This window comes from Planosporangium flavigriseum (assembly GCF_011947225.1).
Classification (GTDB): Bacteria; Actinomycetota; Actinomycetes; order Mycobacteriales; family Micromonosporaceae; genus Planosporangium; species Planosporangium flavigriseum.
The window spans coordinates 26078-50728 of the sequence record NZ_JAATVW010000020.1 but is presented as its reverse complement, the minus strand read 5'-3'; the positions used below and the strand labels follow the sequence as shown (position 1 = coordinate 50728).

Sequence of the window (24651 nt, the reverse complement as noted above, 5' to 3'; positions counted from 1 at the left end):
GTCGTCAGACGTCTACCGCTCACAGGTACGCACAGTAATGTGCGAGCAAGGCACTCGCATGCCTCCCCGAAGCCATCACGGGCGACCCAGGCCAAAAATTCAGCTACGAGAAAGGTAAATTTGCATATGTCCGACCGAGCCACCGCCGTAACTCTCCGTGCTGTCCACCGGCCGGGTGGCGGTGCCGGGTGGCGGTGCTGGGTGGCGGTGCCGGGTGGCGGTGCTGGGTGGCGGTGCCGGGTGGCGGTGCCGGGTGGCGGTGCCGGGGTGGCAGTGCGGGTAGGGCGCTTCAGGGTACGACGGTGATGTGGTTTTCCACGGTGCTGACCCCAGGTGCGGACCAGGCGACCCGCTCCGCCTCCTCCCGCTCGGCGAACGAGCGCACCGACCCGGTAAGGATGACCTTGTCGCCCGTCACCTCGACGTCGATCGAGTGAGCGTCCGTCGCGGCGCTGCGGACCAGGGCGTGTTCGATGCGCTGCTTGAGATCCTCGAGTGAGGACGTGACCCGCGGTCGCACGGTGATGAGGTTGGTGACGCCCCGGACACCGGACAGCCGGCGCACCGCCCGCTCGGCCGCTCGCCGCTCGTACTCCCACGCGACCTCGCCCCGGAGGATGACCCAGCCTTTGGAGACGGTCACCTCAAGGTTCTCGATCGGAACGAACGCGTCCCACTCCAGCGTGTGGGCCACCGCCGCGGCGATCTCGGCGTCGGTACGCTCGGCCGAGCTCGGCAGCCGCACCTCGATGTCGTTGGCGACCGCCTTCACCCCGCGTACGTGGTGGGCGATCCGCTCGGCGACCCATTTCTTGGCGTAGTTGTCGACCCAGCCGGTGAGCGTCACCACCCCGTCTCTGACGATCACGCCGATCTGGTGGGGCTGCACCCGGGCATCCCAGTTCAGCTCCTCGATCACGTCGAGCTGGATCTGCCCGTCCGCCCGCGCCTCTGCTGCGGCGGTCATCCGCCATTACCCGCCCGTGGGGGGTGACATCGAATCGCCCGGCCAGGGTGAAGGGCACGGTCTCGCTCACGGCCCCGCGGCCCCGGACCCCGGACCCCGGACCCCGCGCGTCAGGATCCGCGCAATGATGCACACATTGCTGCCTCCGCCACGCTGGAAGCAGCAATAAGTGCCACATTGCGCGGATCCTGGGTGCGGATCCAAGCTCCCCGCTCGCTCAGCCGGCGACCTCCCGGCGGTCACCCGCCCACAGCGTGTGGAACGAGCCGTCGCGGTCGACCCGCCGGTAGGTGTGCGCGCCGAAGAAGTCCCGCTGCCCCTGAACCAGGGCGGCCGGCAGCCGCTGCGCCCGCAGCCCGTCGTAGTACGCCAGCGCGGTCGAGAAGCCCGGCGCGGGGATACCCAACTGGGCGGCGGTGGTGACCACGCGGCGCCAGGAGTCCTGCGCTCCGGCCACGGCCTGCTGGAAGTAGTCGTCGACCAGCAGCGTGGGGAGGTTGGGGTCGGCGTCGTACGCGGCGCGGATGCGGTCGAGGAACTTCGCCCGGATGATGCAGCCGCCGCGCCAGATCGTCGCCATCGCGCCCGGGTTGATGTTCCACCCGTACTCGGCGCTGCCGGCCTGGATCTGGTTGAAGCCCTGCGCGTACGCGACGATCTTCGACGCGTACAGCGCCTGCTCGACGTCCGCGACGAGGGTGTCCACGTCACCGACCTTGCTCGCCCGCGGGCCCGGCAGGTTACGGGCGGCGGCGCGCAGGTCGGGGCTGCCGGACAGGGACCGGGCGAAGGTCGCCTCGGCGATGCCGGTCACCGGCACGCCCAGGTCGAGCGCGATCTGTACGGTCCAGCGCCCGGTGCCCTTCTGCTCGGCCTGGTCGACCACCATGTCGACGAACGGCTGGCCGGTCGCCGCGTCGGTGTGCGCGAGCACCTCGGACGTGATCTCGATGAGGTACGACTCCAGCCGGCCGGTGTTCCACCGCCGGAAGACCTCGGCGATCTGCGCCGGCTCCATCCCGCCGGCGTGCCGCAGCAGGTCGTACGCCTCCGCGATGAGCTGCATGTCGGAGTACTCGATGCCGTTGTGGACCATCTTGACGAAGTGGCCGGCGCCGTCCGGGCCGACGTAGGTGCAGCAGGGGGTGCCGTCGACCTTCGCCGAGATGTCCTCCAGCAGGGGGCCCAGCGCCTCGTACGACTCGGGCGATCCGCCCGGCATGATGCTCGGCCCGTTCAGCGCGCCCTCCTCACCGCCGGAGACGCCGGTGCCGACGAAGTGCAGGCCGCGCTCGCGCAGCGCCGCCTCGCGCCTGCGGGTGTCGGCGAAGTGGGCGTTGCCGGCGTCGATGATCATGTCACCCGGCTCGAGCAGCGGCGCGAACTCCTCGATCACCGCGTCGGTCGGCGCGCCGGCCTTGACCATGATGACCACGCGCCGAGGGCGCTCCAGCGACGCCACGAACTGCTCAGGGGTCTCGGCGGGTAGGAACGTGCCCTCGTGGCCGAACTCCTCGATCAGGGCTTTCGTCCGCTCGTAGGACCGGTTGTGAACGGCCACCGTGTGTCCGTGCCTGGCCAGGTTGCGCGCCAGGTTTCGACCCATCACCGCGAGGCCGGTCACGCCGATCTGTGCCCTGTCCGCCATGGTGCTCTTCCCTTCGTCAGCCACCGATCGTGCCGACGGTACCCCCGGCCAGGCGATACCCGGTCGCCCGAGCCCGCCGCATCTCAGATTTCGGAGTCTGTACTGGGTGCGCGCGGTCCGAACGCGAGCTACCTTCACGGATATGTCCGCGGGATCCGGCGAAGAGGAATCCAACGAACGGGGCAACCCGCCGATCATTCTGATCACCGGCGTCTCCGGCAGTGGCAAGACGACGGTGGGCTCGATGCTCGCCGGCCGCCTGGGCTGGCGGTACGCCGAAGCAGACGACTTCCACCCGCGCTGCAACGTGGAGAAGATGGCCGCGGGGCACCCGCTCACCGACTCCGACCGCAAGCCCTGGCTGGAAGCGATCGGCCGGTGGATCGACGAGCAGCGGGCCGCGCACCGGCCGGCCGTCGTCACCTCATCAGCACTTAAACGGGCCTATCGGGACATGCTCCGCCAGGGACGCCCGGAGGTGCGGCCGGTTTTCCTCGACGGCAGCCCCGAGCTGATCGCGAACCGCCTCGTCCGCCGGCACGGACACTTCTTCGCCCCCAGCATGCTCGACAGCCAGTTCGCCGACCTCGAACCGCCCACCCCCGGCGAGGGCGTCTTCACGGTGCCGGTACGGGGTACGCCCGCCGAGGTCGTCGACACGATTCTCGACGGGCTCCAACTACCGGCCGAGCCCCTGGAGTACTGACGCCTAGCGCTTCACGCTCGTACGCAGGGCGATCGCCTTCAGGAAGATGTCGCCGATCTTGCCGGGATCGGGCGCGATGAACGTGCCGCCACCGGTCGTGTCGGTGATCCGCCTCAGTTCGACCTCGCTGACGTCGTTGCCGATGCCGATCGCGATGATCTCGATCGGGCGCGCCGGGTCGACGGCCTTCTTCAGCTCTTCGAGCAACTGGTTGAGAGACAGCCCGACCTCGTCGTCGTTCTTGCCGTCCGTCATGATCACGACCGAGTTGACCCGGCTCGGATCCCAACCGGCCTTTACCGCCCGGTACGCCGCCAGTGTCGTGTCGTAAAGCCCGGTGCCGCCGTCCCGCTTCGGCGTGATGCCACCCAGAGCGTTGAGCAGTTGCCGGCGCTGATCGGCCAGTGGACCCACGGGTACCAACTGCTGGAAGTCAGCGTCCCCGGCGAGCTGGGTGGAGAAGATCCACAGACCGGCCGCCCAGTTGTCGTCGAACAGCGCGAGACCGCGCTGGGCGGCCTCCACCGTCACCTGCTCCCTCGTCGCACCACCGGCTGTGGGCACCGGCTGGAGCATCGAGCCGGAGACGTCGATGACCGCGAGCATCCGGCCCGGCGAGGTGACCGCCGACCAGGTGGCGAGGACGGTGTCGACCCGGCCCGGATCGGGGGCGACGGTGACCGGTGCGGTCAGGGTGGGCGCCCCCTTCGGAGCGGCGAAACCGGCGCCGATGCCGCCATCGTCGCCACGCAGGCCGACGGCGGCGAGCCGATTGCGGTACGCGTCGCCGGCGAGCAGTCCCAGCACGGCGCCGGCCGCGGTCGCCTTGTCCACCGAGGTACCCGGCATGACGGCGAACGGATAGTCCAGCGGCACCGGTGCGGGGTCCACGTACAGTGCGGCCAACGGAGCCACCGGCTGTCGGGCGTTGTACGTGATGACCGTTTGCTCCGTCAGCGGCGCGGCGCTGAGGCTCTTGGCGAGAGTGGTGACGTCGATCGATGGCGGGAAGCGGGAGACGAGCTCCTCCCGCAGGGTCGCCCGGCCGGTGGCGAGCGAGCGCAGCGCCCCGATCGTCGTCTGCCGGCCGGTCGATCCGGCGGCGACGTCGCCCGTGCCAGCCAGGGCCAGCAGCCCGGACAACCCCGCCGCGTCCCGGCTGGGCTCGACGATCCCGGTACGGAGTCTGGTGTCGGAGGTGAGCCGGGGGAACAGGTCGTTCCAGGTGAACCTCTTGTTGGGCCAGCCGAGCGTCTTCGCCACCGGCTCGGGTAGCGCCAACACGACAGGGCTGCTCGCCACCGAGGGAGCGTCGTCGGGCACCCAGCCCGGGCCCCCGGACCGCAGCCGCGAAAGCCACATCGACGAGTCGGGAATCCAGACGTCGGGAACCTTCGTCTTGCCGCTGGCCTTCCCCAGCCCGCCGAGCGACGACTGGTGGTGGCTGGCGACGGCCGCGGCGACGTCGGCCGAATCGGCGGCGACCACGTCCACGGACACGCATTTGTCGGCGAGGCGCAGTTCGGCGTCGGACGCCTCGGCTGTCGTCGCGCGGATGGCGGGCGCGATCTCCGAGGTGGCCGCGACCGACACCGTTATCCGTTGCCCGCACCGGGTTTGGGTCAGCGCGCGGTAGACACCCCAGCTTCCGGTGAGGACCACGAGCACGGCCACGCCGGCGGCTGCGATGCTCAGCCCACCGGCTGCGACTCGGCCGCCGCTGCCATGACGCAGGGGGCGATGACGACCGCCCACCACTACCCGTTACTCCGCAAACTCGCAGCGTCCACTATGAACCCCGTTCAAGGTTGTCGATGTAACGCGGCTGGCCAACACTCTAATATGTACGGCCGGAATTTGATCCACCGCGGTGCCAACTACCTCAAACGGAAACTCGGCTGCCACTGTCGGGCCCCGCCGGTACCTTGTCGGCATGGCAGACGCGATCGTGGCCGAAGGACTCGTCAAGACCTACGGATCGATACGGGCGCTCGACCACCTCGACCTCAAAGTTTCCGAAGGCACCGTGCTCGGGCTGCTCGGCCCCAACGGTGCGGGCAAAACGACCTGTGTGCGGATCCTGGCAACACTGCTGCGCCCCGACGCCGGTCGGGTCAGCGTTGCCGGCATCGACGTACTCGCCCATCCCCAACGCGTCCGGCAGGTCATCGGCCTGTCCGGGCAGTACGCGGCGGTCGACGACAACCTGACCGGCTACGAGAACCTCGAGATGATCGGCCGGCTGTACCAGCTCGGCAAGGCAACGGCCCGGCGGCGCGCGCACGAGCTGTTGGAGCGCTTCGAGCTCGCCGACGCGGCAAAACGCACGGTCAAGACCTATTCCGGCGGTATGCGACGGCGCCTGGACCTGGCCGCCGCACTGATCACCTCACCGCCGGTCATCTTTCTCGACGAACCGACCACCGGCCTCGATCCACGCAGCCGGCTGGGCATGTGGGACGTCATCAACGAACGGGTGCGCTCCGGCTCGACACTCCTGCTCACCACGCAGTACCTGGAGGAGGCCGACCAACTCGCCGACGAGATCGTCGTGATCGACCACGGGCGGGCCATCGCCCGGGGTACCGCGAACGAGCTCAAGCGCCAGGTGGCCGGCGAGCGGCTGGAGATCACGGTCGCGCTCGACTCGGAGTTCGAGGCGGTACGCGCGGCGGTGGAGAAAGTCTGCGGTGAGGTGCCCGACGCCGACCACCTGACCCGGCGGGTCGGCGCGCCGGCGGGCAGCGGCACCCGGACGCTGCTCGACGTGGCCCGACTGCTGGACGCCGCCGGCATCGAGCCGCTGGACATCGGCATCCGGCGGGCCACCCTCGACGACGTCTTCCTCACGCTCACCGGCCAGGCGGCCGAGGAGGACGAGACGAAGGCGAGCGGCTCGGCGACAGGCAGCCGACAGCGGACGGGGCGCGGCAAGACCGGCCGCGATGAGACTGAAGGAGTGCGATGAGCCAGGTGGCCGGGGCGCTTCACGACGGCTGGATCGTGACCAAGCGGAACCTGATCAAGATCAAACGAGTACCGGATCTGCTGATCTTCTCGACGATCCAACCGATCATGTTCGTGCTGCTGTTCGCGTACGTCTTCGGCGGCGCCATCAAGGTTCCGGGGGTGAATTACAAGGAGTACCTGATGGCTGGGATCTTCACCCAGACGGTCGCGTTCGGCTCGTCACTGACGGCCATCGGACTCGCCGACGACCTGACCAAGGGCATCGTCGACCGCTTCCGGTCGCTGCCGATGTCGCGGGCCGCGGTTCTGATCGGCCGCACGACGTCGGACCTGCTCAACAACCTGCTGGTCGTCGTCGTCATGGGGCTGTGCGGCCTGCTGGTGGGCTGGCGTATTCATACCGGCATACTGGGCGCGCTCGCCGGGTTCGGGGTGCTCTTCCTCTTCGGGTACGCGATGAGCTGGATCGCCGCGGTGATCGGGCTCGCCGCCCGCAGTGTCGAGGTCGCCCAGTCGGCCGGCTTCATCTGGCTGTTCCCGATGACGTTCCTGTCCAACGCCTTCATCCCCACCGACACGCTGCCGTCCTGGCTGCAGCCGGTGGCCGACTGGAATCCGATCAGCTCCATCGTGCTGGGATTGCGGGATCTGTGGGGTAACGCTCCAGAGGGGCTGGCCCGGGGCAGCGGCTTCCCGGCCCAGCATCCGGTCCTGCTGGCGGCACTGTGGTCGGTCGCGATCGTCGCCGTTTTCATGCCGCTGGCCATCGCCAAGTACCGGCGGGTATCCACCCGCTGACCGACAGTTCGGGGTGGCGGTGGTCGTCCCCAGGGATGGTCACCGCCACCCCAACCGTCGCCGACCGTGTCGACCGTCACACCAACGGTGGTGATCATCGCATCCGTATTGCGGGATACGAGGCTGCGGACCGCCCGTGACCTGGGTAACCTCGCTGCATGAGAATCGGCATCGTCGGAGCCACCGGCCAGGTCGGCGGCGTCATGCGCCAGATCCTGGCTGAGCGCAAGTTCCCGGTCACCCAGCTGCGGCTGTTCGCGTCGGCCCGCTCAGCCGGGCGGACCGTGCCCTGGCAGGACGGTGAGGTGACCGTCGAGGACGCGGCCACCGCCGACTACTCGGGCCTCGACATCGTGCTGTTCTCCGCGGGTGGGGCGACCTCCAAGGAGCTCGCGCCGCGCGTCGCGGCCACCGGCGCCGTGGTGATCGACAACTCCTCGGCCTGGCGGATGGACCCCGAGGTGCCGCTGGTCGTCTCCGAGGTCAACCCGCACGCGATCGCCGTCCGCCCCAAGGGCATCATCGCCAACCCCAACTGCACCACCATGGCCGCGATGCCGGTCCTGCGGCCGCTGCACACCGAGGCCGAGCTGGTGAGCCTCATCGTGTCCACCTACCAGGCGGTGTCCGGTGCCGGCCTGGCCGGCGTGAGCGAGCTCGCCGAGCAGACCCGCAAGGTCGCCGACCGGGCCACTGAGCTGACGTTCAGCGGCTCGGCCGTGGAGTTCCCGGCGCCGCAGAAGTTCGCCGCGCCGATCGCGTTCAACGTGCTGCCGTTGGCCGGCTCGATCGTGGACGACGGCGCCGAGGAGACCGACGAGGAGAAGAAGCTCCGCAACGAGAGCCGCAAGATCCTCGAAATCCCGAACCTGAAGGTCTCCGGCACCTGCGTGCGGGTGCCCGTCTTCACCGGCCACTCCCTGCAGATCAACGCGCGGTTCGCCCGGCCGATCACCCCGCAGCGGGCCCGCGAGCTGCTCAACGGCGCGCCCGGCGTCGTCCTCTCGGACATCCCCACGCCCCAGCAGGCCGCCGGACAGGACCCGACCTACGTCGGCCGGATCCGGGTCGACGAGACCGTCGAGCACGGCCTGGCCCTGTTCTGCTCCGGCGACAACCTGCGCAAGGGTGCGGCCCTCAACGCCGTACAGATCGCGGAGCTCGTCGCCGCTTCACTCTGACCCACACCCGTCCTCGCGATCTTGGGCATCTGCGCCGGCTGTAGCCGGCGCAGATGCCCAAGATCGCGGCGTTTGGGGCCACTGCCGCGTTAGCCAGCTAGTCATATATGTAAATACGTTGTAGCCTTTTGGTGGGAGCGCTCCCGACCCCTCTCTACGGAGATCCATTAAGGAGCGCGATGAAACGCCTACTTCATGCCGTCGGGGCCCTCGTCCTAGTCCTCGCCGGCACTACGGTCGCAACCATGGGCTCAGCGGTCGCTGCCGCCTACCCCGAGATCTGTGACAAGTTCGGCTCGTCGACCGTCCAGAACCGGTACGTCGTGATGAACAACGTCTGGGGCGCCGACACCCCGCAGTGCATCACCGCGACCTCCCGCGGCTTCACCATCACGACGGCCGACCACAGCAAGCCCACCAACGGTGCGCCGGCTTCGTACCCGGCCATCTACCTCGGCTGCCACTACACGAACTGCTCCCCCGGCACCAACCTGCCGATCCGGCTCCACCAGATCACCAGCGCGACGAGCAGTATCGACTTCTCGTACACCTACGGCGGCGTCTTCGACGCCGCATACGACATCTGGCTGGACCCGACACCGAGAACCGACGGGGTGAACCAGCAGGAAATCATGATCTGGTTCAACCGGCAGGGCTCCATCCAGCCGGTCGGTTCGATCGTGGGGACCACGAGCATCGGCGGCCGTACCTGGGAGGTCTGGACGGGTAGCAACGGCACCAACGGCGTCGTCTCGTACGTCGCGCCCTCCCCGATCACGAGTTGGCGCTTCAGCGTCCTGGAGTTCATCGACGACGTGCGTGCCCGCGGCCACCTCACCGACGCGTGGTACCTGACGAGCATCCAGGCCGGGTTCGAGCCGTGGGTCGGTGGTGCCGGGCTCGCGGTGACCTCGTTCTCCGCCAGGGTGAACGGATGATCCCTGAGTGGGGCGGCCGGTTCGCCGGCCGCCCCACTCAGGAAAGACGGGGCAGGAGTCGCATGGCAACGTCGAGAGCCCGACCATCCGGCACCCCGCCGTCCTCTGCGGTCCACACCTCCGACAGCGCCGGCAGGTCGGCCAGCGCTCACCCTGAGTACCCCTGGCCCCGAGGACGTTTCGGGTGAGCGCGGCCGGGATGACGATCATCGACGGGTCCTCAGACCGCGATGACGACCTTGCCGCGGGCGTGGCCGCTGCGCAGGTACCGGATCGCCTCGGGCACCTCGCTCAGCGCGTACACCCGGTCGACCACCGGCGTGATGGCGCCCGACTCGAGCAGGTCACGCACCAGCAGCAGGTCGTCGAGGCGCTGGCGAGACATCAGAGCGCGCAGGTTCTGGCGGACGAACGGCGAGAGCAGTTGGGCACGCAGTTGCCGGTCCACCCCGCCGAGCCACGGTCCGCCGCCTTCGCCGCCCGCGACGACGAGGGTGCCCTGCGGCGCGAGCGCGCGACGCAACTGCCGGAGCGGGCGGTTGCCGGCCACGTCCAGGATGACGTCGTACCGCCGACCGCCGTCGGTGATGTCCAGGCGGGTGTAGTCGATGACATCGTCCGCGCCGATCGAGCGCACCAGGTCCGCCTTGCCGCCGCTGCACACCGCGGTGACGTGGGCACCGAAGACCTTGGCAAGCTGCACGGCGAACGAGCCCACACCGCCACCCGCGCCGATCACCAGCACCGCCTGGCCCGGCTGGACCCGGCCGGCGCCGCGCAGGCCCTGCAGGGCCGTGACCGCCGAGATCGGCACGGCCGCCGCCTGCTCGAACGTCAGCCCGGCGGGCTTCGGCGCGAACCGCTCCTGCGGGCCGCACGCGTACTCCGCGTACGCGCCGGCGTAGCTGCCGAACACCTCGTCGCCGGGGCGGAAGCGGGTCACGCCCACACCCACCGCCTCGACCCGGCCGGCGAGATCCATCCCGAGGACCAGTCCCCTCGGCCGCCGTAGGCCGAAGGCGACCCGGCCGAGGTACGGCAGGCCGGTCATCAGGTGCCACACACCCTGGTCGACGCCTGCCGCGTGGATCCGGACCAGCACCTCCCCGTCCTTCGCGGTGGGCGCGGGGACGTCCTCGCAGCGCAGGACGTCCTCCGACCCGTACCGGTCCCGAATGACCGCCTTCATCGGGCTTCCCCTTCGTCCTCGGTGTACTGAAACACGTCGTTCAGCGGCACGCCGAAGACCCGCGCGATGCGGAACGCCATCTCCAGGGACGGCGAGTAGCGGCCCTGCTCGATGGCGATCACGGTCTGCCTGGTCACGCCGATCCGGTCGGCGAGTTCGGCCTGGGTCATCTCGCCGTGGGTGAAGCGCAGCGTCCGGATCTCGTTGGTGACCCGGGTCGCCTTCGCCATCACTGGAAGCCCCGGCGATACGCGACGATCTTCGCCACCGATCCGAGCACAGCGGACAGGACGAACGCGAGGTAGAGCGCGTTCGCGATCCAGAAGTACGGCAGTTCGGCCAAGCTCATGAGCAGCGCGCCGACCGCACCGACGACGACGAGCGACTGCCCGACGTGGTCACCGAACCGATTGATCTCCCGGTCGCGCTGGTCCTTGCCGGTGCCGCCCGGCAGCACCATGCCGGCCACGATGTGCAGGACGATCCCCGCCACGATCGCCGCACCGACCGTCCACAGCAGCGTGCTGACGTAGTGGACTTCAGCCAGCGGGGTCTGCCCCGCCCGCCCTAGGACAAGGGCCACATAGACGCCGTACGCGCAGATGGCGACCACCGCCTGGATCCACGCCCGCTTCTCGTCGAATGACATCACTGCCCCCATGTAAAACAAACTTGACATGTCGAAGGTAAAGCAGGTTCGACATGATGTCAATAAAGTTTTACACAGCCCTGCCCAGCACTGCCGACATAGCACATGTGTACGATGGACGGTGCGCGGCCGACTGGGGGGTTGCCGCGCCGGTCGTGGGGAAGCGACCGAAGTGGAGCCCGGTCGGCGTGGCCACCGCCGGCCGGGCTCCACTTTCCAAATGTTGTCGGTGGGTGCCCCTACCATCTGGACCTGTGGGTGGGCGCGGAGAACGTCGATGCCGAGCTGGAGCGGCTGACCTCGCGCGGCGCGAAGATCCTGCACCGCGGCCAGCAGGGTCCGCACAGCCGGGTCACGGTCGCCGACCCGGAGGGCAACGAATTCTGCATCTCCTAGGGGCTTCGGCGCTCAGCCCGCACCACGGCGCTCAGCCGGTCAGCAGCCGGACGAGAGCGACCCCGGCAGCGGCTGCCCCCAGCCCGGCCACGATGCTCGCGACGACGTTGAGCACCGCGAGCAACCGCGCCCGGCCCCGCAGCAGCCGGACCGTCTCGTACCCGAAGGTCGAATACGTCGTCAGCGCGCCGCACAGCCCCGTGCCCAGCAGCGCCATGATCGGCGCCGAGGTGTGCAGCGCCGCTGCGGCGAGCAGGCCGAGCAGGAACGAGCCCACGACGTTGACCGCGAACGTTCCCCAGGGAAACAGCGAATCGTGCCGGCCCTGAATCGCACGGTCGACCAGGTAGCGCAGCGGGGCCCCCACTGCGGCGCCGAGCGCCACGAGCAGCGGCGTCACGGCGCGTTCCGCCCAGCCGCGTCCCGGCCCCCGTAGCGGATCACCTCGACGGGGTCGATGATGACCAGGCCTTCGGACACCAGCTCATCAAGCTCGGGCAGGAACGCCCGGATCCGCTCCTCGGCGTCGACGATGATGATCGCCACCGGGAGTTCCTCCGACAGCGACAGCAGCCGGTTGGTGTGGATGCGCGAGGACGCCCCGTAGCCCTCGATGCCCCGGATGACGCTGGCGCCGGCAAGCCCGGCCCGGTGGGCACGGTGCACGATCTCGGTGTACACCGGCCTGTGGTGCCACCGGTCGTCCTCTCCGACGAAGATCGTCAGGCGGAGCGCGGAGCCTTCGAGTTTCATCAGGCCTCCTCCGATCGGCGGGTGCGGGCACGGTTGACGACAGCATGCGCCACGCCCATACCGGCATGGACCGCGGCGAGCGCGCTCAGCACCGTCGCGACCAGGTACGCCAGGGCCGTGCCGACAGCCCCCGCAAGCATCAGATGCTGGGCGTCGACGATGTACGTGGAGAAGGTGGTGTACCCGCCGAGCAGGCCGGTGCCCAGAAACGGGCGCAGCAGCCGGCGACCGGTCCAGACGTCGCTGACCAGCACCATCAGTACGCCCATGAGCAGGCAGCCGGACACGTTGACGAGCAGAGTGGTCCACGGGAACCCAGGCGCGCGGGTCGGCAGGGCGACGCCCAGTGCGTACCGGGCGAGCGCCCCGACCGCTCCGCCCGCGGCGACCGCGCCGAGCACCGCCCACGGCACTCCGGCGGGCGGCCGGCGGGCGGCGGCGAACGGCGAGCCGGCCCCGACCGGTCCGTCGGAACCGATATCGGCAGGAATGTCGGCCACGGCCACATCGTAGGTGCCGGGAGGTGACGCCCCGGTCGCGACCGCCGATCCGATCAAGCCGCGTGGGGTGGGTAGCCGCCGCAGGACGGCGCCCACCCGACGACGATTACTCCGCGACGTCAACCATCGCGGCGCGTACCTGGGCAACGAGCTCGGCCGGAACCTCGACCAGGCCGTGGTCGGCGCCGGCATGCGCGGCGACGGCGGCAAGGATGCTCGCCTCGTCTCCGTTGAACCTGGCCGTGCAGCCCGGGACGACGTCGCCACAACGGAACTTCTTCATAGTGATCCCTTCGTTACCGGTCCGGACCTTCCGGATGAGCGGTTGTGAAATGCCGATCAACGTTTCAGCACACCGATCGTGGCCTCCGTGAGCTCAGACATGTCGATGAGCCCGATCAGCTGGCCATTGATGTCCGTACAGACCACCGGTGTGCCCCGGTGCCAGACGGGTCGCGCCATGGCTCGTCGGATGACGTCGACGGGCGTCGACGACGGCGCGACGGCGAGCGCCGGTGCGAGACGGGCGACGCCGAGCGGATCGGCGACCACCACGCCCAGGGGACGGCCCAGGTCGTCGACGACCGCGGTACCCTGCGCCTCGTCGCAGTTCATTCCCGGCGTGACCGTGGTCAACTGAACCCTTGGGCAGTCGCGCACGAGATGGGCCACGTACTCGTCGAGTTGCATCCGCCGGGCACAGCCGTGCAGAAGGTCGACCACCCCGGGGGCTAGCTCCGACCAGGGTGCGGCGGGACGGCCCAGCAGCCACCCCTGTACGAGCGGCACCTCCAGCGACGCAAGGGTCTGCAGCTCGGCGACCGTCTCCACCCCCTCAGCCAGCAGCCAGGAATCCATCCGCGCGGCGAAGTCGCCGAGGAGTTGCACGAGAGCGCGTCGGATCGGATCGTTGTCGATCCCGGTGACGAGCTCCCGGTCGAGCTTGACGATGTCCGGCCGGACCGACAGCAACTGGCCGAGGCCGGCGTATCCGGTACCGGCGTCGTCCACGGCGATCAGACCGCCTGCGGCACGGATCTCGTCCAGCGTCGCGTGCAGTTGCCGCTCGTCGGACGCTTGAACGTGCTCGGTGAGCTCAACGACGATGCGTGAGAGCCCCCCGTCGGCACGCAGCGCCTCGCGGACCGCCGGGTGCGACACCAGATGCGGCTCGACGTTGACCGTGAGAAACGTGTTCGGTGGCAGCGTCGTACGCAGAGCCAACGCCCGGTCGATCACGCGGGCGGTGAGCTCCACCGCGTACCCGAGCCGCTCCGCCTGGGCAAACCAGACATCCGGCGACGCCTGCGGTTCGCCGCTGAACCGGGACAGCACCTCGAATCCGGCGATCCCGGCGTTGGCCAGGTCAATGATGGGTTGAGCCACCAGCGTCGGCTGATCGGTACCCGCCACGACGGCCGCCAGGGCCCGGTGCCAGTCCACCGACGTGTCGGCGCCGTCCGTAGACGTGGTGAGGCTCATGCCGAGTCATCGGCCCCCCGTGGCCGAACCTGAGGCGTCTTGCGGTGACGCTCACCATGGGGCGTCGATCACGCCCTCGACCGGCCCCCGAGGCAGGGTTCAAAAGCCCCATCGGAGTTGTCCGAAGTCCGGACCGGGCGCGGGCAGGCCGACAACAGCACGGCGAAGAGCGCCGCGGCCAACGACAGCGCCGCCGACACCAGCGCAACCGGCACCTGGGTCAGTCGTCGTTCACGCTCAGCACGACCTTGCCCCAGGTGTGCCCCTGCTCGACCTGACTGTGCGCGGCGGGTGCGTCCTCCAGGTCGAAGCGGGCCGAGACGCAAAGAGCGACCGAGCCATCGTCGAGGACCTGCGCGAGGCGCGCCAACCGCCGGCCGTCCATCGGCCCCTGGTAGCGCAGTAGCTGTACCCGGCGGCCGGCCGGCACCTCACCGCCCGGAGCGGGGGTGGCGACGGTACCGCCGTCCCGGGTGGCGGCGATAGCTCCGTCGGTCGTGGGGGTCACGGTCGACAGTGCGGCGTCGACACCCCCTGAGGTGAGGTCCCGTACCCGCTGGGGCCAATCTTCGTCGTAATGATCGACCACCTCGGCGACGCCGAGCTTGTGTACGAAGCTGTGGTGATCGCGTCCGGCGGTGGCGACGACGTGTGCCCCGGCGTGCACGGCCAACTGGGCGGCGAGGTGTCCCAGCCCGCCGGCGGCGGCGGTGACGAGGACGGACTGGCCGCGTCGGACCGCGAGGGCGTCGTTGATCCCGGCGTCAGCGGTCAGCAGATCCACGGGCGCGGCGCCCGCCTCCCACAGGGCGAGCGCCATGGGCACCGGGGCCAACCGCTCCGGGCGGCACGCGGCGTAGTCGGCATAGGTGCCGCCCATGCCGATGTATCCGTACACCGGCTCGCCATCGTGGAAGCCGGCGTTGTCCCCGGTCTTGCCCACGACCGTGCCGGCACATTCGAACCCCGGGATGTACGGCAGCTCGGTACCGAAACGCCCCTGCCGCTGCGCCACGTCCCAGGGTCCGACACCTGCGGAGTTGATCCGTACCAGCACTTCGCCGGACTTGGGTTGTGACAGCGGCACGTCTCGCAGCCGCAGCACGTCCGGACCGCCGAACCGCTCGACGAGAATCGCGCGCATCGCGCCCTCCCTATCGACTGGCAGCCCGCCTGGTGGTGGTCCGCCCAGGAGTTCGTGACCTGCGATGAGAGGTCTTGGTTTGTAGCCTGCCACCGCCAGCCGAGCCCGGCCACGTGGGCACCCCGGACCTCCCCGCCACATCTACTACATGGCGTGGGGGTTTACGGGGTAAAAGTGGGAATGATCAGGCTGGAGGCAGCTGTATGACAGAGACCGTCGCCAGGTACGTCCTCGCTCTGCACGGCTGGACCGCCCTGGCCGTCGTGTTCGCGCTGCCGCTGCTCGAGTCGTCGGCGTTCATCGGCTTCGCGTTTCCCGGCGAGATCGCCGTGCTGCTCGGTGGAGTCCTCGCCTTCAACCATCGGGTCAGCCTCCCCGCTGTCCTCGCCGCGGCGATCGCCGGCGCGATCCTGGGCGACAGCATCGGGTACGCGCTCGGACGCCGGTACGGCCGACGCGTGCTGAACGGAACCCTCGGCCGGTTCGTGCGGCAGAAGCATCTCGACCGGGCCGAGCGGTACCTGGCCGAGCGGGGCGGCAAGGCGGTGTTCTTCGGGCGGTTCACCGCGGCGCTACGGGTCCTGATTCCCGGCCTGGCGGGCATGGCGCGCATGCCGTACCGGACCTTCGCCTTCTACAACATCGCCGGCGGCGCGGTGTGGGCGACCGCGATGGTCCTGATCGGCTATCTCGCGGGGGCGAGTTGGCACCGGGCGGCGCACCTGGCGAGCCGGGTCGGCCTGACCATGTTGGCGCTGGTCGCGCTGGCGTTCGCGCTGTCCGTCCTCGTGCGGGCCACGCAGCGGCAGTCCCGTCGTCTGCACGCGACCGGTGATCGCTTGGCGGCCACGCCGCCGGCCGTCTGGGTCCGGCGCCGCTTCCCCAAGCAGTTGGCATGGGCGCGTCGGCGGCTGGACCCCGCCGCGCCAGACGGGCTCGCGGTGACCGTCACGCTCGTACTCGCCGGGCTCTGCGCGTGGACGTTCGGCGGCCTCACCCAGGACGTGCTCACGGGCGACACCAATCAGGTGGACCAGAGCGTGCACGCCTTTGTCGTCGCGCACCGGCCGGACTGGCTCATCCTGATCATGCGCAACGTCACGTGGCTCGGCTCCAGCTTCGTACTGGTTCCGCTGCTGCTGATCGCCACAGCGGTGCTGCTGCGCAAGCGCAGGCTGCGCGAAGCACGGTACCTGTGGGTGACGTTCCTCGGTGCCGTCGTGCTGTACCAGCTTGCCAAGCAGCTCGTCCACCGGCCTCGCCCACCAGCGACCGACCTGCTCAGCCACGCCAGCGGACTGGCGTTCCCCTCCGGGCACAGTACGCAGGCGGTGGCGACCTGGGGCGCGCTGGCTATGGTGCTTTTCGCCGGCCGGAGCAGGCGCGTCCGCACCCTGCTGGTGACGGCGGCGGCCGGCATCGCGCTGCTCGTCGGCGCCTCCCGGATCTATCTCGGCGCGCACTGGCTCACCGACGTTCTCGGCGGGTACGCCCTCGGCGGCGCGTGGCTGGCCGCCGTCCTGGCGCTGTACCTGCGCCGCGGTATCGATCGTCCGGATCGGCGGGCCGGACCGCCGGCCCGGCTCCGCCACCGAGATCGCGACACTCCCCGACGCGGACCGACTGATACCCCCCGGGGGTTCGCTACCATGGACGGGTGACTTCGCCTACGCGCGGCTACACCGCCACCAAGGACCAGTTGCTGAGCCGGCTACGCCGCATCGAGGGCCAGGTCCGCGGCATCGAACGGATGGTCGAAGAGGACCGCTACTGCATCGACGTGCTGACCCAGATCAGCGCGATCCAGGCCGCGCTGGACAAGGTGGCGCTGGGCCTGCTCGACGACCACGCCCGCCACTGCATGATCGCCGGCGCGGAAGAGGGCCGTAGCCAGGAGATGGCCGACGAGATGATGGCCGCCGTCGGCAGGCTGATGAAGCGAGGCTGACGAAGCTCCCAAGATCCAGGTACGGGCCGGCTCGCCGGCGGCTCAGGTCACCGGCCGGAAGCCGCGTAGCCGCAGGCTGTTGGAGACCACGAACACCGATGAGAACGCCATCGCAGCACCGGCGATCATCGGGTTGAGCAGGCCGGCCGCCGCCAACGGCAGAGCCGCGACGTTGTAGGCGAACGCCCAGAACAGGTTGCCCTGGATGGTGCGCAGCGTGCGGCGGGACAGCCGGATCGCGTCGACGGCGGCCAGGAGGTCGCCGCGCACCAGGGTCAGGTCGGACGCCTCGATCGCCACGTCCGTGCCGGTACCCATCGCCAGCCCCAGGTCGGCCTGGGCGAGCGCCGCCGCGTCGTTGACCCCGTCGCCCACCATCGCGACGACCCGCCTCTCGGCCTGCAGTCTCTTGACCACATCGACCTTGTCGGCCGGCAGGACTTCACTGATCACCTCGTCGATACCCACCGAAGCCGCTACCGTGGCGGCCACCGTGGCGTTGTCGCCGGTCAGCAGAATCGGGGTCAGCCCGAGTTCGCGCAGTCGCCGGATCGCCTCCCGGCTGGTCGGCTTGACCGTGTCCGCCACCGCGAGCACCCCGCGGACGGTGCCGTCCCAGCCGGCGACGACCGCGGTACGGCCGCCCGCCGCAACGTCCGCAACAGCGCCGCGCAACTCCGATGGCACGGTGAAGCCGCGATCCTCCAGCAACCGCAGCCGACCTACGGCCGCCTCCGGCGCACCGTCGGCAGCGCCGGCAACCGTGCCCGTGACGCCGAGCCCCTCCAGGTTGGCGAAGCCAGAAACCGCGGGCAACACACCCAGCCGGTCGGTGGCCGCCTCGGCGATCGCCTTCGCGATCGGGTGTTCGGACGCGGCCTCCAGGGCACCGGCGACACGGAGCACCTCGTCGGCGTCCTGCCCGGCAGCCGGTACGACGTCGACCAGGGACATCTTCCCGGTGGTCACGGTGCCGGTCTTGTCGAGCACGACGGTGTCGACACGGCGGGTGGACTCCAGCATCTCCGGCCCCTTGATCAGGATGCCGAGCTGGGCCCCGCGACCGGTGCCGACCAGCAGCGCGGTCGGCGTGGCCAGGCCCAGCGCGCAGGGGCAGGCAATGATCAGTACGGCCACGGCGGCGGTGAACGCCGCAGCCGGTCCGGCGCCGGACCCGAGCCAGAAGCCGAGGGTACCGACCGCAAGCGCGATCACGACGGGTACGAATACCGCGGAGATCCGGTCGGCCAGCCGCTGGACAGCGGCCTTTCCGTTCTGGGCGTCCTCGACCAGCCGGGCCATCTGCGCAAGAGAAGTGTCCGAGCCAACCCGGGTGGCGCGGACGACCAGACGACCGCCGGCGTTGACGGTGGCACCGACGACGGCGTCGCCGGGCGCGACCTCGACGGGTACGGACTCGCCGGTGAGCATGGACGCGTCGACAGCGGAGGTGCCCTCCGCCACGACCCCGTCGGTAGCGATCTTCTCTCCGGGGCGGACGACGAACCGGTCACCGACGGCGAGTTGCTCGATCGGGATGCGTACCTCGGCGCCGTTGCGCAGCACGGCCACGTCCTTCGCGCCGAGTTCGAGCAGGGCCCGCAGGGCCGCGCCGGCCCGCCGCTTGGACCGGGCCTCGAAGTAGCGCCCGGCGAGCAGGAACAGCGTCACGCCGGCGGCGGCCTCCAGGTACAGATTCGAGCCACCGTCGGTACGGGCGATGCTGAACGTGAACGGGTGTCGCATCCCGGGCGTACCGGCCGTACCGAAGAACAGCGCCCACAGCGACCAGCCGAAGGCGGCGAGGGTGCCCAGCGAGATCAGGGTGTCCATGGTCGCGGCGCCGTGCCGCAGGTTGACCGCGGCCGCCCGGTGGAACGGCGCCCCTCCGTAGACGACCACGGGAGCGGCCAGGGTCAGCGCCAGCCACTGCCAGTAGGTGAACTGCCACGCCGGCACCATCGACAGGGCGATCACCGGGACCGTCAGGACCAGCGACACCCACAACCGGGTACGCAGGGACGCCAGCTCGTCGACCGGAGCCGGTTGCGCCGGCGGCTTCGGAACCTCCGCGGTGTAGCCGGTCTTCTCCACGGTCGCGATCAGGTCGGCGGGGGTGACGCTGTCCGCGTACACGATCTTCGCCTTCTCGGTGGCGTAGTTGACCGTGGCCTGCACGCCGTCCATGCGATTGAGCTTCTTCTCGATCCGCGCGGCGCAGGAGGCGCAGGTCATGCCGCCGATGTTCAGCTCGATCCGGTTGCCCGCGCTGGGCAGCAGACCGGTCATGACGCCTCCTTCGCGACAGCGGTGAACTCGGCGGTGTGCACCGCGCCGGCGTGCTGGAAGTCCAGGTACAGCCGGTACGCGCCGCCGCTCGGCACCTCCGCGTAGAAGGTCACGTCCGGGCCGGCCGCGGTGCGCCCGTCGCCGGGTGAGCCGTCCGGGTGGACGTGCAGGTAGGCCAGGTCGCCGTCACGCAGGGCGACCAGGTGCCCGTACGCGCCGAGGTACGGCTGCAGGTCGGTGACGGCGTGGGCGCCCCGGCTGATCCGGAGCGTCACCTTGCTGGCAGTGCCGGCGACCAGGTCACCGGCGAGCTCGACGGTATAGCCGTCGACCGCGGCAGTGCGAACCGGCGCGGGCAGCGCCGTCGGCGCGTAGTTCCCCGCGGCCGGGACGTCGACGCCCAGGGTCAGCGCCTTCGGCCGGCCCGCGGGCTGGAAGTCGGTGAAGACCCGGTACTGGCCGGCCGCCGGGACGGTCAGCGGAATCCGCCACGTGCCGTCCCCGGTCAGGGTGGGGTGTACGTGCTGGAACCCGGACAGGTCGCGGCGCACGACGATCAGGTGCAGGTCGCGCTCGTGGGTCGGGGTGTAGCGGGTGACCGGCGCGCCGTCCGGGCCGATGATCTGGAAGGCGAAGTCGGTGGCGGCGCCGGGGGCGAGGCCGGTTGTCACCGGCTTGAGCCGGTAGCCGTCCTGGGTGGTCTGCAGGCCGCCGGGCAATCCAACTCCGTGTCCACCGTCGGAGCTTTCGTGGGCAGGGTGCGCGGCCTTGGGAGCGGCGGTGGCGTGGGGCCCGGCCACCTTGCCGAGCCCCGCCGCGCCGCCGAACACGATCAGCAGGCCGAGCGCGTACGCGCCAAGCCTGGCCAGGGTTTGCACGCTCAGCTCACCAGCTGATAGCCGGCCTCGTCGACCGCGGCGGCCACGGCCGTGTCGTCGAGGGGCGCCGCGCTCGTGACGGTGACCGCGCCGCTGGCGAGGTCGACCCGCACGTCCGTCACACCGTCGAGCTGGCTGAGCTCCTCAGTCACCGCGTTGACGCAGTGCCCGCAGGTCATGCCGGAAACGGTGTAGGTGGTCGTCGCCATGGTGGTCTCCTCGCTGAAGGCTCATCGACGAACCTAGCATACCCCCCTGGGGTATTACAGCCACGTGACGCCGCCCACCGCTAACCATGAGGCTGAAGACCTTGTGGGGTCGTGGCACCACAAGGTCTTCAGGATCATGTCTTCAGGATCATGTCTTCAGGATCATGTCTTCAGGATCATGAGGAGCGAGGCGAACCCCCGCGTACGGTCAGCGGTTGCGCATCCGGTACGTCTCGGCCGCCGCCTCGATGCGCCGACGGTTCCGGCTGCCCGGCTCCACCGCCCGCTTCGCCTTCCGGTACAGGTAGACCGCGCCGCCGGCCACCAAGGCGCCGACCAGGAGGTAGAACGCCAGTCCCAGCAGCGCCTTGAACAGCCAGACCGCCAGCATGCCGAGCACCACCACCCCTACCAGGGGCGCGGTGAGCCAGGCCAGCAATCGTCCCGTGTTCATGGAGCCTCCCGTGTCGTGGGCGGCTCGATGCCACCGCCAACGTCCAGAGTGCCGCGTTTCCGCAAGCGACGCTATTGCATCGCCAAAGTCAGGCGCATCGCCGAAGTCAGGCGCATCGCCGAAGTCAGGGCTCCTGCTCCGTCGGCCGGATCAGGATCTCGTTGACCGCGACGCGCCGGGGGCGGGTGACGATGTAGTTGATGGCGTCGGCGATGTCGGCCGCCTGCAGACGCTCCACGCCGGTGAACCGCTGGCCCAGCAGTTCCTGGATCTCCGGGCGGTTCTGGCTGACCAGTTCGGTCTCGACCGCGCCGGGCTCGACCAGCGACACCCGGACGTGCCGGCCGGTCACCTCCTGGCGAAGCGACTCACTGAACGCCCCGACGGCGTGCTTGGTTGCGTTGTACACCCCGAAGCCGCGCCGCGCGGTCCGTCCGGCGACCGAGCTGATGTTGACCATGTCGGCGACCCGGCGCGGCTGACTCTCGGCGGCCTCCAACAGGTGCGGCAGGGCCGCGTGGGCGCAGTACAGCAGGCCAAGCAGGTTGACCTGCACCATGCGCTCCCACTCCTTGACCGGAGCGTCGACCACCGGCCCGACCAGCATCACGCCGGCGTTGTTGACCAGGGTGTCCAGGCGGCCCAACTCGGCCGCCGTGCGCTTCACGGCCTCTCTCGCCTGCTGTTCGTCGGTGACGTCGGCGGCGATCGTCACCGCTGTCCCGCCGGCTTCGCGGATCTTGGCGGCGAGCGCTTCCAGCCGGTCGGCCCGGCGGGCCGCGAGCGCGACCGCGGCGCCCTGCTCGGCGAACGCCAGCGCCGTCGCCTCGCCGATTCCACTCGACGCGCCCGTGATCAGCGCAACCGTGCCATCCAGTCGATCAGGCATCGCTCCTCCCCCGACGATGGCTGATGATCCATTTGCCAGCCTATCGCCGCCAGCGGCCGATCCTGGTCGGCTGCCGATGCCGTCGCCTACCGCGGCCCGACGTGAGTCACCCGTACCACCGCCGCGCCGGCCTCGTCGGACGCCGCCAGATCGACTTCGGCGCTGATCCCCCAGTCGTGGTCCTCGGCCGGGTCGTCGAAGATCTGGCGTACCGTCCAGCGATCGCGACCAGTTTCGATCATGAGCAGCGCCGGACCACGCGCCTCTGGACCAGTGCCGATGTCGGCGTACTCGTCGAAGTACGGCTCCAGCGCGGCCTCCCACGCCGAAGCGTCCCAGCCGTCGGAGGCGTCCAGCTCGCCGAGCTCGCCGTAGCGGCGCAGCGCGGCCAGCTCGACCCGGCGGAACAGCGCATTGCGGACCAGTACCCGGAAGGCCCGGACGTTGCGGGTCACCGCGGGCGGCTCGGCGACGGGGGCTGCTTCCAAAGAGTCGGTCGGGTTACGCAGCCGCTCCCACTCGTCGATCAGGCTGGAGTCGACCTGCCGGACCAGCTCGCCCAGCCACTCCTCCAGGTCGCTGAGCTCCTCGGTCTTGGCCTCGCCGGGCACGGTCTGCCGCAGCGCCTTGTACGCGTCGGCGAGGTACCGCAGGACGAGCCCCTCCGAGCGGGTCAGGCCGTAGAAGCTGACGTACTCGGTGAAGGTCATCGCGCGCTCGTACATGTCGCGCACCACCGACTTGGGCGCCAGCTCGTGGTCGGCGACCCACGGGTGGCCGCGGCGGTACATGTCGTACGCGGCCTCCAGCAGTTCGGCGAGCGGCTTCGGGTGGGTCACGTCCTCCAACAGTTCCAGGCGCTGCTCGTACTCGATGCCCTCGGCCTTCATCGCCGCGACCGCCTCGCCGCGCGCCTTGTGCTGCTGCGCCGACAGCACCTGGCGCGGATTGTCCAGTGTGGACTCAATGGCGGACAGCACGTCGAGGGCGTACGACGGCGACTCGCGGTCGAGCAGTTCCAGGGCCGCGAGGGCGAACGGCGACAGGGGCTGGTTGAGCGCGAAGTCGAACTGGAGGGCATTGGTCAGGCGGATCACGCCGTCGACATTCTCGACCACGCCGGCGGCCACCAGCGCCCGGTAGATGGCGATGGCGCGCCGGATGTGGCGGCGCTGCGCCGGCCGGTCCTCGTGATTGTCTTCGAGCAGGTGCCGCATGGCGTTGAACGCGTCGCCGCCACCGTCGGCGTTGACCCGACCGATGACGTTGAGCAGCATGGCGTGGCTGACGGCGAAGCTCGACTTGAGCGGCTCGGGTTCGGCCTCGACCAGACGCTCGAAGGTCGGCTGGCCCCAGCCGATCGACCCCTCAGGCGGCTTCTTGCGGACCACCTTGCGCCGCTTCTTCGGGTCGTCACCGGCCTTCGCCAGGGCCTTCTCGTTGTCGATGACGTGCTCGGGGGCCTGAACGACGACGGTGCCGATCGTGTCGTACCCGGCCCGGCCGGCCCGCCCGGCGATCTGGTGGAACTCGCGGGCCTGGAGCAGCCGCGTCCGCGTACCGTCGTATTTGGACAGTCCGGTGAACAGGACGGTGCGGATCGGCACGTTGATGCCGACGCCCAGGGTGTCGGTGCCGCAGATGACCTTCAGCAGGCCGGCCTGGGCGAGCGTTTCGACCAGACGGCGGTACTTGGGCAGCATGCCGGCGTGGTGGACGCCGATGCCGTGGCGCACCAGCCGGGACAGCACCTTGCCGAAGCCGGAGGTGAAGCGGAAGTTCCCGATCGCCGCGGCGATGGCGTCCTTCTCCTCGCGGGTGCAGACGTTGACGCTCATCAGCGCCTGGGCCCGCTCCAGCGCGGCGGCCTGCGTGAAGTGGACGACGTAGACCGGCGCCTGGCGGGTGGACAGCAGCTCTTCGAGGGTCTCGTGCAGCGGCGTCATGGCGTACGTGAAGTGCAGCGGCACGGGGCGCTCGGCGTTCGCCACCACCGCCGTGGGCCGGCCGGTCCGGCGGGTCAGGTCTTTTTCGAAGAAGCTGACGTCACCAAGCGTCGCCGACATCAGGATGAACTGCGCCTGCGGCAGCTCGATCAACGGCACCTGCCAGGCCCAGCCCCGGTCCGGGTCGGCGTAGAAGTGGAACTCGTCCATGACGACCTGGCCGACGTCGGCCTCGGCGCCGTCGCGTAGCGCGATGTTGGCGAGGATCTCGGCGGTACAGCAGATGATCGGCGCATCCTCGTTGACGCTCGCGTCGCCGGTCAGCATGCCCACGTTCGCCGCGCCGAACATGTCGATCAGGGCGAAGAACTTCTCCGACACCAGGGCCTTGATCGGGGCGGTGTAGAAGGTCGTACGGTCGTCGGCGAGCGCCGCGAAGTGCGCGCCGGCCGCCACCAGGCTCTTCCCCGACCCCGTCGGGGTGTTGAGGATGACGTTCGCCCCCGAGACGATCTCGATCAGGGCCTCTTCCTGGTGCGGATAGAGAGCGAGGCCCCGGTCGGCGGCCCAGCCGGCGAAGGCTTCGAAGACGGAGTCGGGGTCGGCGTTCGTCGGCAGCTGGTCAATGAGCGTCATGGCCGACCAATCGTGCCACGAACCCGCCCTTATCCGCGATCTTGGCGATGCAGCCCCCCAAGATCCACACAATTTGGGCCA

The 24651-nt window shown here is 69.9% G+C and carries 25 protein-coding genes and 1 pseudogene; 8 read left to right on the top strand and 18 right to left on the bottom strand.

The window, feature by feature from the left end:
• Window positions 1-289 precede the first annotated feature (289 nt).
• Window positions 290-967, bottom strand: coding sequence for a BON domain-containing protein (locus HC028_RS22605; protein ID WP_168079404.1), 678 nt, complete (start codon window positions 965-967; stop codon window positions 290-292).
• 217 nt (window positions 968-1184) lie between these two features.
• Window positions 1185-2615, bottom strand: coding sequence for an NADP-dependent phosphogluconate dehydrogenase (gene gndA, locus HC028_RS22600; protein WP_168079403.1), 1431 nt, complete (start codon window positions 2613-2615; stop codon window positions 1185-1187).
• 142 nt (window positions 2616-2757) lie between these two features.
• Between gndA and HC028_RS22595 the strand changes: the two genes are divergently transcribed.
• A complete protein-coding gene (locus HC028_RS22595) occupies window positions 2758-3321 on the top strand; it encodes a gluconokinase (RefSeq protein WP_168079402.1) in 564 nt (187 codons plus the stop codon).
• A gap of 3 nt (window positions 3322-3324) precedes the next feature.
• Here the strand turns inward: HC028_RS22595 and HC028_RS22590 are convergent, their stop codons facing one another.
• Complete coding sequence (locus HC028_RS22590) at window positions 3325-5076, bottom strand: substrate-binding domain-containing protein (RefSeq protein WP_373313978.1); 1752 nt, start codon at window positions 5074-5076, stop codon at window positions 3325-3327.
• A 178-nt stretch (window positions 5077-5254) separates the two neighbouring features.
• Here HC028_RS22590 and HC028_RS22585 point away from each other — a divergent pair, with 178 nt between their 5' ends.
• The 4 genes and pseudogenes from HC028_RS22585 to HC028_RS22570 all read left to right on the top strand — a co-directional run.
• On the top strand, window positions 5255-6289 hold the full coding sequence (locus HC028_RS22585; protein ID WP_168079400.1) for an ATP-binding cassette domain-containing protein: 1035 nt from the start codon (window positions 5255-5257) through the stop codon (window positions 6287-6289).
• Window positions 6286-7089 carry an ABC transporter permease gene (locus tag HC028_RS22580; protein ID WP_168079399.1) on the top strand — a complete coding sequence of 268 codons (804 nt, stop codon included), beginning with the start codon at window positions 6286-6288 and terminating at the stop codon, window positions 7087-7089. Before HC028_RS22585 ends, HC028_RS22580 begins: the two co-directional genes overlap by 4 nt.
• Before the next feature lie 158 nt (window positions 7090-7247).
• The gene (locus HC028_RS22575; RefSeq protein ID WP_168079398.1) at window positions 7248-8270 is read left to right on the top strand and encodes an aspartate-semialdehyde dehydrogenase; all 1023 of its coding nucleotides are present in this window, start codon (window positions 7248-7250) and stop codon (window positions 8268-8270) included.
• A 179-nt stretch (window positions 8271-8449) separates the two neighbouring features.
• Window positions 8450-9205, top strand: a pseudogene (locus tag HC028_RS22570) (GH12 family glycosyl hydrolase domain-containing protein); the annotation flags it as partial.
• Between the two features lie 223 nt (window positions 9206-9428).
• Here the strand turns inward: HC028_RS22570 and HC028_RS22565 are convergent.
• The 3 genes from HC028_RS22565 to HC028_RS22555 are packed head-to-tail and all read right to left on the bottom strand — an operon-like array spanning window position 9429 to window position 11046.
• Entirely contained in the window at window positions 9429-10397 is a 969-nt protein-coding gene (locus HC028_RS22565) for an NAD(P)-dependent alcohol dehydrogenase (protein ID WP_168079396.1), read from the bottom strand.
• Complete coding sequence (locus HC028_RS22560; protein WP_168079395.1) at window positions 10394-10627, bottom strand: helix-turn-helix transcriptional regulator; 234 nt, start codon at window positions 10625-10627, stop codon at window positions 10394-10396. Before HC028_RS22560 ends, HC028_RS22565 begins: the two co-directional genes overlap by 4 nt.
• On the bottom strand, window positions 10627-11046 hold the full coding sequence (locus HC028_RS22555; RefSeq protein ID WP_168079394.1) for a hypothetical protein: 420 nt from the start codon (window positions 11044-11046) through the stop codon (window positions 10627-10629). Before HC028_RS22555 ends, HC028_RS22560 begins: the two co-directional genes overlap by 1 nt.
• 105 nt (window positions 11047-11151) lie before the next feature.
• Here HC028_RS22555 and HC028_RS22550 point away from each other — a divergent pair, with 105 nt between their 5' ends.
• Complete coding sequence (locus tag HC028_RS22550) at window positions 11152-11442, top strand: VOC family protein (RefSeq protein WP_168079393.1); 291 nt, start codon at window positions 11152-11154, stop codon at window positions 11440-11442.
• A 31-nt stretch (window positions 11443-11473) separates the two neighbouring features.
• Here the strand turns inward: HC028_RS22550 and crcB are convergent, their stop codons facing one another.
• From crcB to HC028_RS22520, 6 genes are all read right to left on the bottom strand, one after another.
• On the bottom strand, window positions 11474-11842 hold the full coding sequence (crcB, locus tag HC028_RS22545; RefSeq protein ID WP_168079392.1) for a fluoride efflux transporter CrcB: 369 nt from the start codon (window positions 11840-11842) through the stop codon (window positions 11474-11476).
• A complete protein-coding gene (locus tag HC028_RS22540) occupies window positions 11839-12195 on the bottom strand; it encodes a DUF190 domain-containing protein (protein WP_203981449.1) in 357 nt (118 codons plus the stop codon). The genes crcB and HC028_RS22540 overlap by 4 nt, the downstream gene beginning before the upstream one ends.
• Complete coding sequence (locus HC028_RS22535; RefSeq protein ID WP_239075598.1) at window positions 12195-12695, bottom strand: fluoride efflux transporter FluC; 501 nt, start codon at window positions 12693-12695, stop codon at window positions 12195-12197. The genes HC028_RS22540 and HC028_RS22535 overlap by 1 nt, the downstream gene beginning before the upstream one ends.
• A 106-nt stretch (window positions 12696-12801) precedes the next feature.
• Window positions 12802-12978, bottom strand: coding sequence for a DUF1059 domain-containing protein (locus HC028_RS22530; RefSeq protein WP_168079390.1), 177 nt, complete (start codon window positions 12976-12978; stop codon window positions 12802-12804).
• A gap of 56 nt (window positions 12979-13034) precedes the next feature.
• A complete protein-coding gene (locus HC028_RS22525; RefSeq protein ID WP_168079389.1) occupies window positions 13035-14177 on the bottom strand; it encodes an EAL domain-containing protein in 1143 nt (380 codons plus the stop codon).
• A gap of 220 nt (window positions 14178-14397) precedes the next feature.
• Entirely contained in the window at window positions 14398-15321 is a 924-nt protein-coding gene (locus HC028_RS22520; protein WP_168079388.1) for an NADP-dependent oxidoreductase, read from the bottom strand.
• 203 nt (window positions 15322-15524) lie between these two features.
• On the opposite strand from HC028_RS22520, the gene HC028_RS22515 reads away from it, so the two are divergent.
• Both HC028_RS22515 and HC028_RS22510 read left to right on the top strand, forming a co-directional pair.
• Window positions 15525-16982, top strand: coding sequence for a bifunctional DedA family/phosphatase PAP2 family protein (locus HC028_RS22515; RefSeq protein ID WP_168079387.1), 1458 nt, complete (start codon window positions 15525-15527; stop codon window positions 16980-16982).
• Entirely contained in the window at window positions 16979-17269 is a 291-nt protein-coding gene (locus HC028_RS22510) for a metal-sensitive transcriptional regulator (RefSeq protein ID WP_168079386.1), read from the top strand. Before HC028_RS22515 ends, HC028_RS22510 begins: the two co-directional genes overlap by 4 nt.
• Window positions 17270-17311: 42 nt before the next feature.
• On the opposite strand, the gene HC028_RS22505 is transcribed toward HC028_RS22510, so the two are convergent.
• The 6 genes from HC028_RS22505 to HC028_RS22480 all read right to left on the bottom strand — a co-directional run bounded on the left by HC028_RS22505 (window position 17312) and on the right by HC028_RS22480 (window position 24570).
• On the bottom strand, window positions 17312-19558 hold the full coding sequence (locus HC028_RS22505) for a heavy metal translocating P-type ATPase (RefSeq protein WP_168079385.1): 2247 nt from the start codon (window positions 19556-19558) through the stop codon (window positions 17312-17314).
• On the bottom strand, window positions 19555-20436 hold the full coding sequence (locus HC028_RS22500) for a hypothetical protein (protein ID WP_168079384.1): 882 nt from the start codon (window positions 20434-20436) through the stop codon (window positions 19555-19557). Before HC028_RS22500 ends, HC028_RS22505 begins: the two co-directional genes overlap by 4 nt.
• 2 nt (window positions 20437-20438) lie before the next feature.
• A complete protein-coding gene (locus tag HC028_RS22495; protein ID WP_168079383.1) occupies window positions 20439-20645 on the bottom strand; it encodes a heavy-metal-associated domain-containing protein in 207 nt (68 codons plus the stop codon).
• A 208-nt stretch (window positions 20646-20853) separates the two neighbouring features.
• Window positions 20854-21099 carry a DUF5326 family protein gene (locus tag HC028_RS22490; protein WP_168079382.1) on the bottom strand — a complete coding sequence of 82 codons (246 nt, stop codon included), beginning with the start codon at window positions 21097-21099 and terminating at the stop codon, window positions 20854-20856.
• Between the two features lie 124 nt (window positions 21100-21223).
• Window positions 21224-21988, bottom strand: coding sequence for an SDR family NAD(P)-dependent oxidoreductase (locus HC028_RS22485; RefSeq protein ID WP_168079381.1), 765 nt, complete (start codon window positions 21986-21988; stop codon window positions 21224-21226).
• Between the two features lie 86 nt (window positions 21989-22074).
• Entirely contained in the window at window positions 22075-24570 is a 2496-nt protein-coding gene (locus HC028_RS22480; RefSeq protein WP_168079380.1) for a DEAD/DEAH box helicase, read from the bottom strand.
• Between the last annotated feature and the right edge of the window lie 81 nt (window positions 24571-24651).

Excerpts from the sequence above, each read along its gene's own strand:
- HC028_RS22585 (WP_168079400.1), top strand. The coding sequence starts at position 5,255 with ATGGCAGACGCGATCGTGGCCGAAGGACTCGTCAAGACCTACGGATCG.
- HC028_RS22495 (WP_168079383.1), bottom strand. The coding sequence starts at position 20,645 with ATGGCGACGACCACCTACACCGTTTCCGGCATGACCTGCGGGCACTGC.
- HC028_RS22525 (WP_168079389.1), bottom strand. The coding sequence starts at position 14,177 with ATGAGCCTCACCACGTCTACGGACGGCGCCGACACGTCGGTGGACTGG.
- HC028_RS22505 (WP_168079385.1), bottom strand. The coding sequence starts at position 19,558 with ATGACCGGTCTGCTGCCCAGCGCGGGCAACCGGATCGAGCTGAACATC.
- HC028_RS22580 (WP_168079399.1), top strand. The coding sequence starts at position 6,286 with ATGAGCCAGGTGGCCGGGGCGCTTCACGACGGCTGGATCGTGACCAAG.
- HC028_RS22565 (WP_168079396.1), bottom strand. The coding sequence starts at position 10,397 with ATGAAGGCGGTCATTCGGGACCGGTACGGGTCGGAGGACGTCCTGCGC.
- HC028_RS22560 (WP_168079395.1), bottom strand. The coding sequence starts at position 10,627 with ATGGCGAAGGCGACCCGGGTCACCAACGAGATCCGGACGCTGCGCTTC.
- HC028_RS22530 (WP_168079390.1), bottom strand. The coding sequence starts at position 12,978 with ATGAAGAAGTTCCGTTGTGGCGACGTCGTCCCGGGCTGCACGGCCAGG.
- HC028_RS22555 (WP_168079394.1), bottom strand. The coding sequence starts at position 11,046 with ATGTCATTCGACGAGAAGCGGGCGTGGATCCAGGCGGTGGTCGCCATC.
- HC028_RS22605 (WP_168079404.1), bottom strand. The coding sequence starts at position 967 with ATGACCGCCGCAGCAGAGGCGCGGGCGGACGGGCAGATCCAGCTCGAC.
- HC028_RS22490 (WP_168079382.1), bottom strand. The coding sequence starts at position 21,099 with ATGAACACGGGACGATTGCTGGCCTGGCTCACCGCGCCCCTGGTAGGG.
- HC028_RS22550 (WP_168079393.1), top strand. The coding sequence starts at position 11,152 with ATGTGTACGATGGACGGTGCGCGGCCGACTGGGGGGTTGCCGCGCCGG.
- HC028_RS22575 (WP_168079398.1), top strand. The coding sequence starts at position 7,248 with ATGAGAATCGGCATCGTCGGAGCCACCGGCCAGGTCGGCGGCGTCATG.
- HC028_RS22480 (WP_168079380.1), bottom strand. The coding sequence starts at position 24,570 with ATGACGCTCATTGACCAGCTGCCGACGAACGCCGACCCCGACTCCGTC.
- HC028_RS22515 (WP_168079387.1), top strand. The coding sequence starts at position 15,525 with ATGACAGAGACCGTCGCCAGGTACGTCCTCGCTCTGCACGGCTGGACC.
- gndA (WP_168079403.1), bottom strand. The coding sequence starts at position 2,615 with ATGGCGGACAGGGCACAGATCGGCGTGACCGGCCTCGCGGTGATGGGT.
- HC028_RS22540 (WP_203981449.1), bottom strand. The coding sequence starts at position 12,195 with ATGAAACTCGAAGGCTCCGCGCTCCGCCTGACGATCTTCGTCGGAGAG.
- HC028_RS22520 (WP_168079388.1), bottom strand. The coding sequence starts at position 15,321 with ATGCGCGCGATTCTCGTCGAGCGGTTCGGCGGTCCGGACGTGCTGCGG.
- HC028_RS22595 (WP_168079402.1), top strand. The coding sequence starts at position 2,758 with ATGTCCGCGGGATCCGGCGAAGAGGAATCCAACGAACGGGGCAACCCG.
- HC028_RS22485 (WP_168079381.1), bottom strand. The coding sequence starts at position 21,988 with ATGCCTGATCGACTGGATGGCACGGTTGCGCTGATCACGGGCGCGTCG.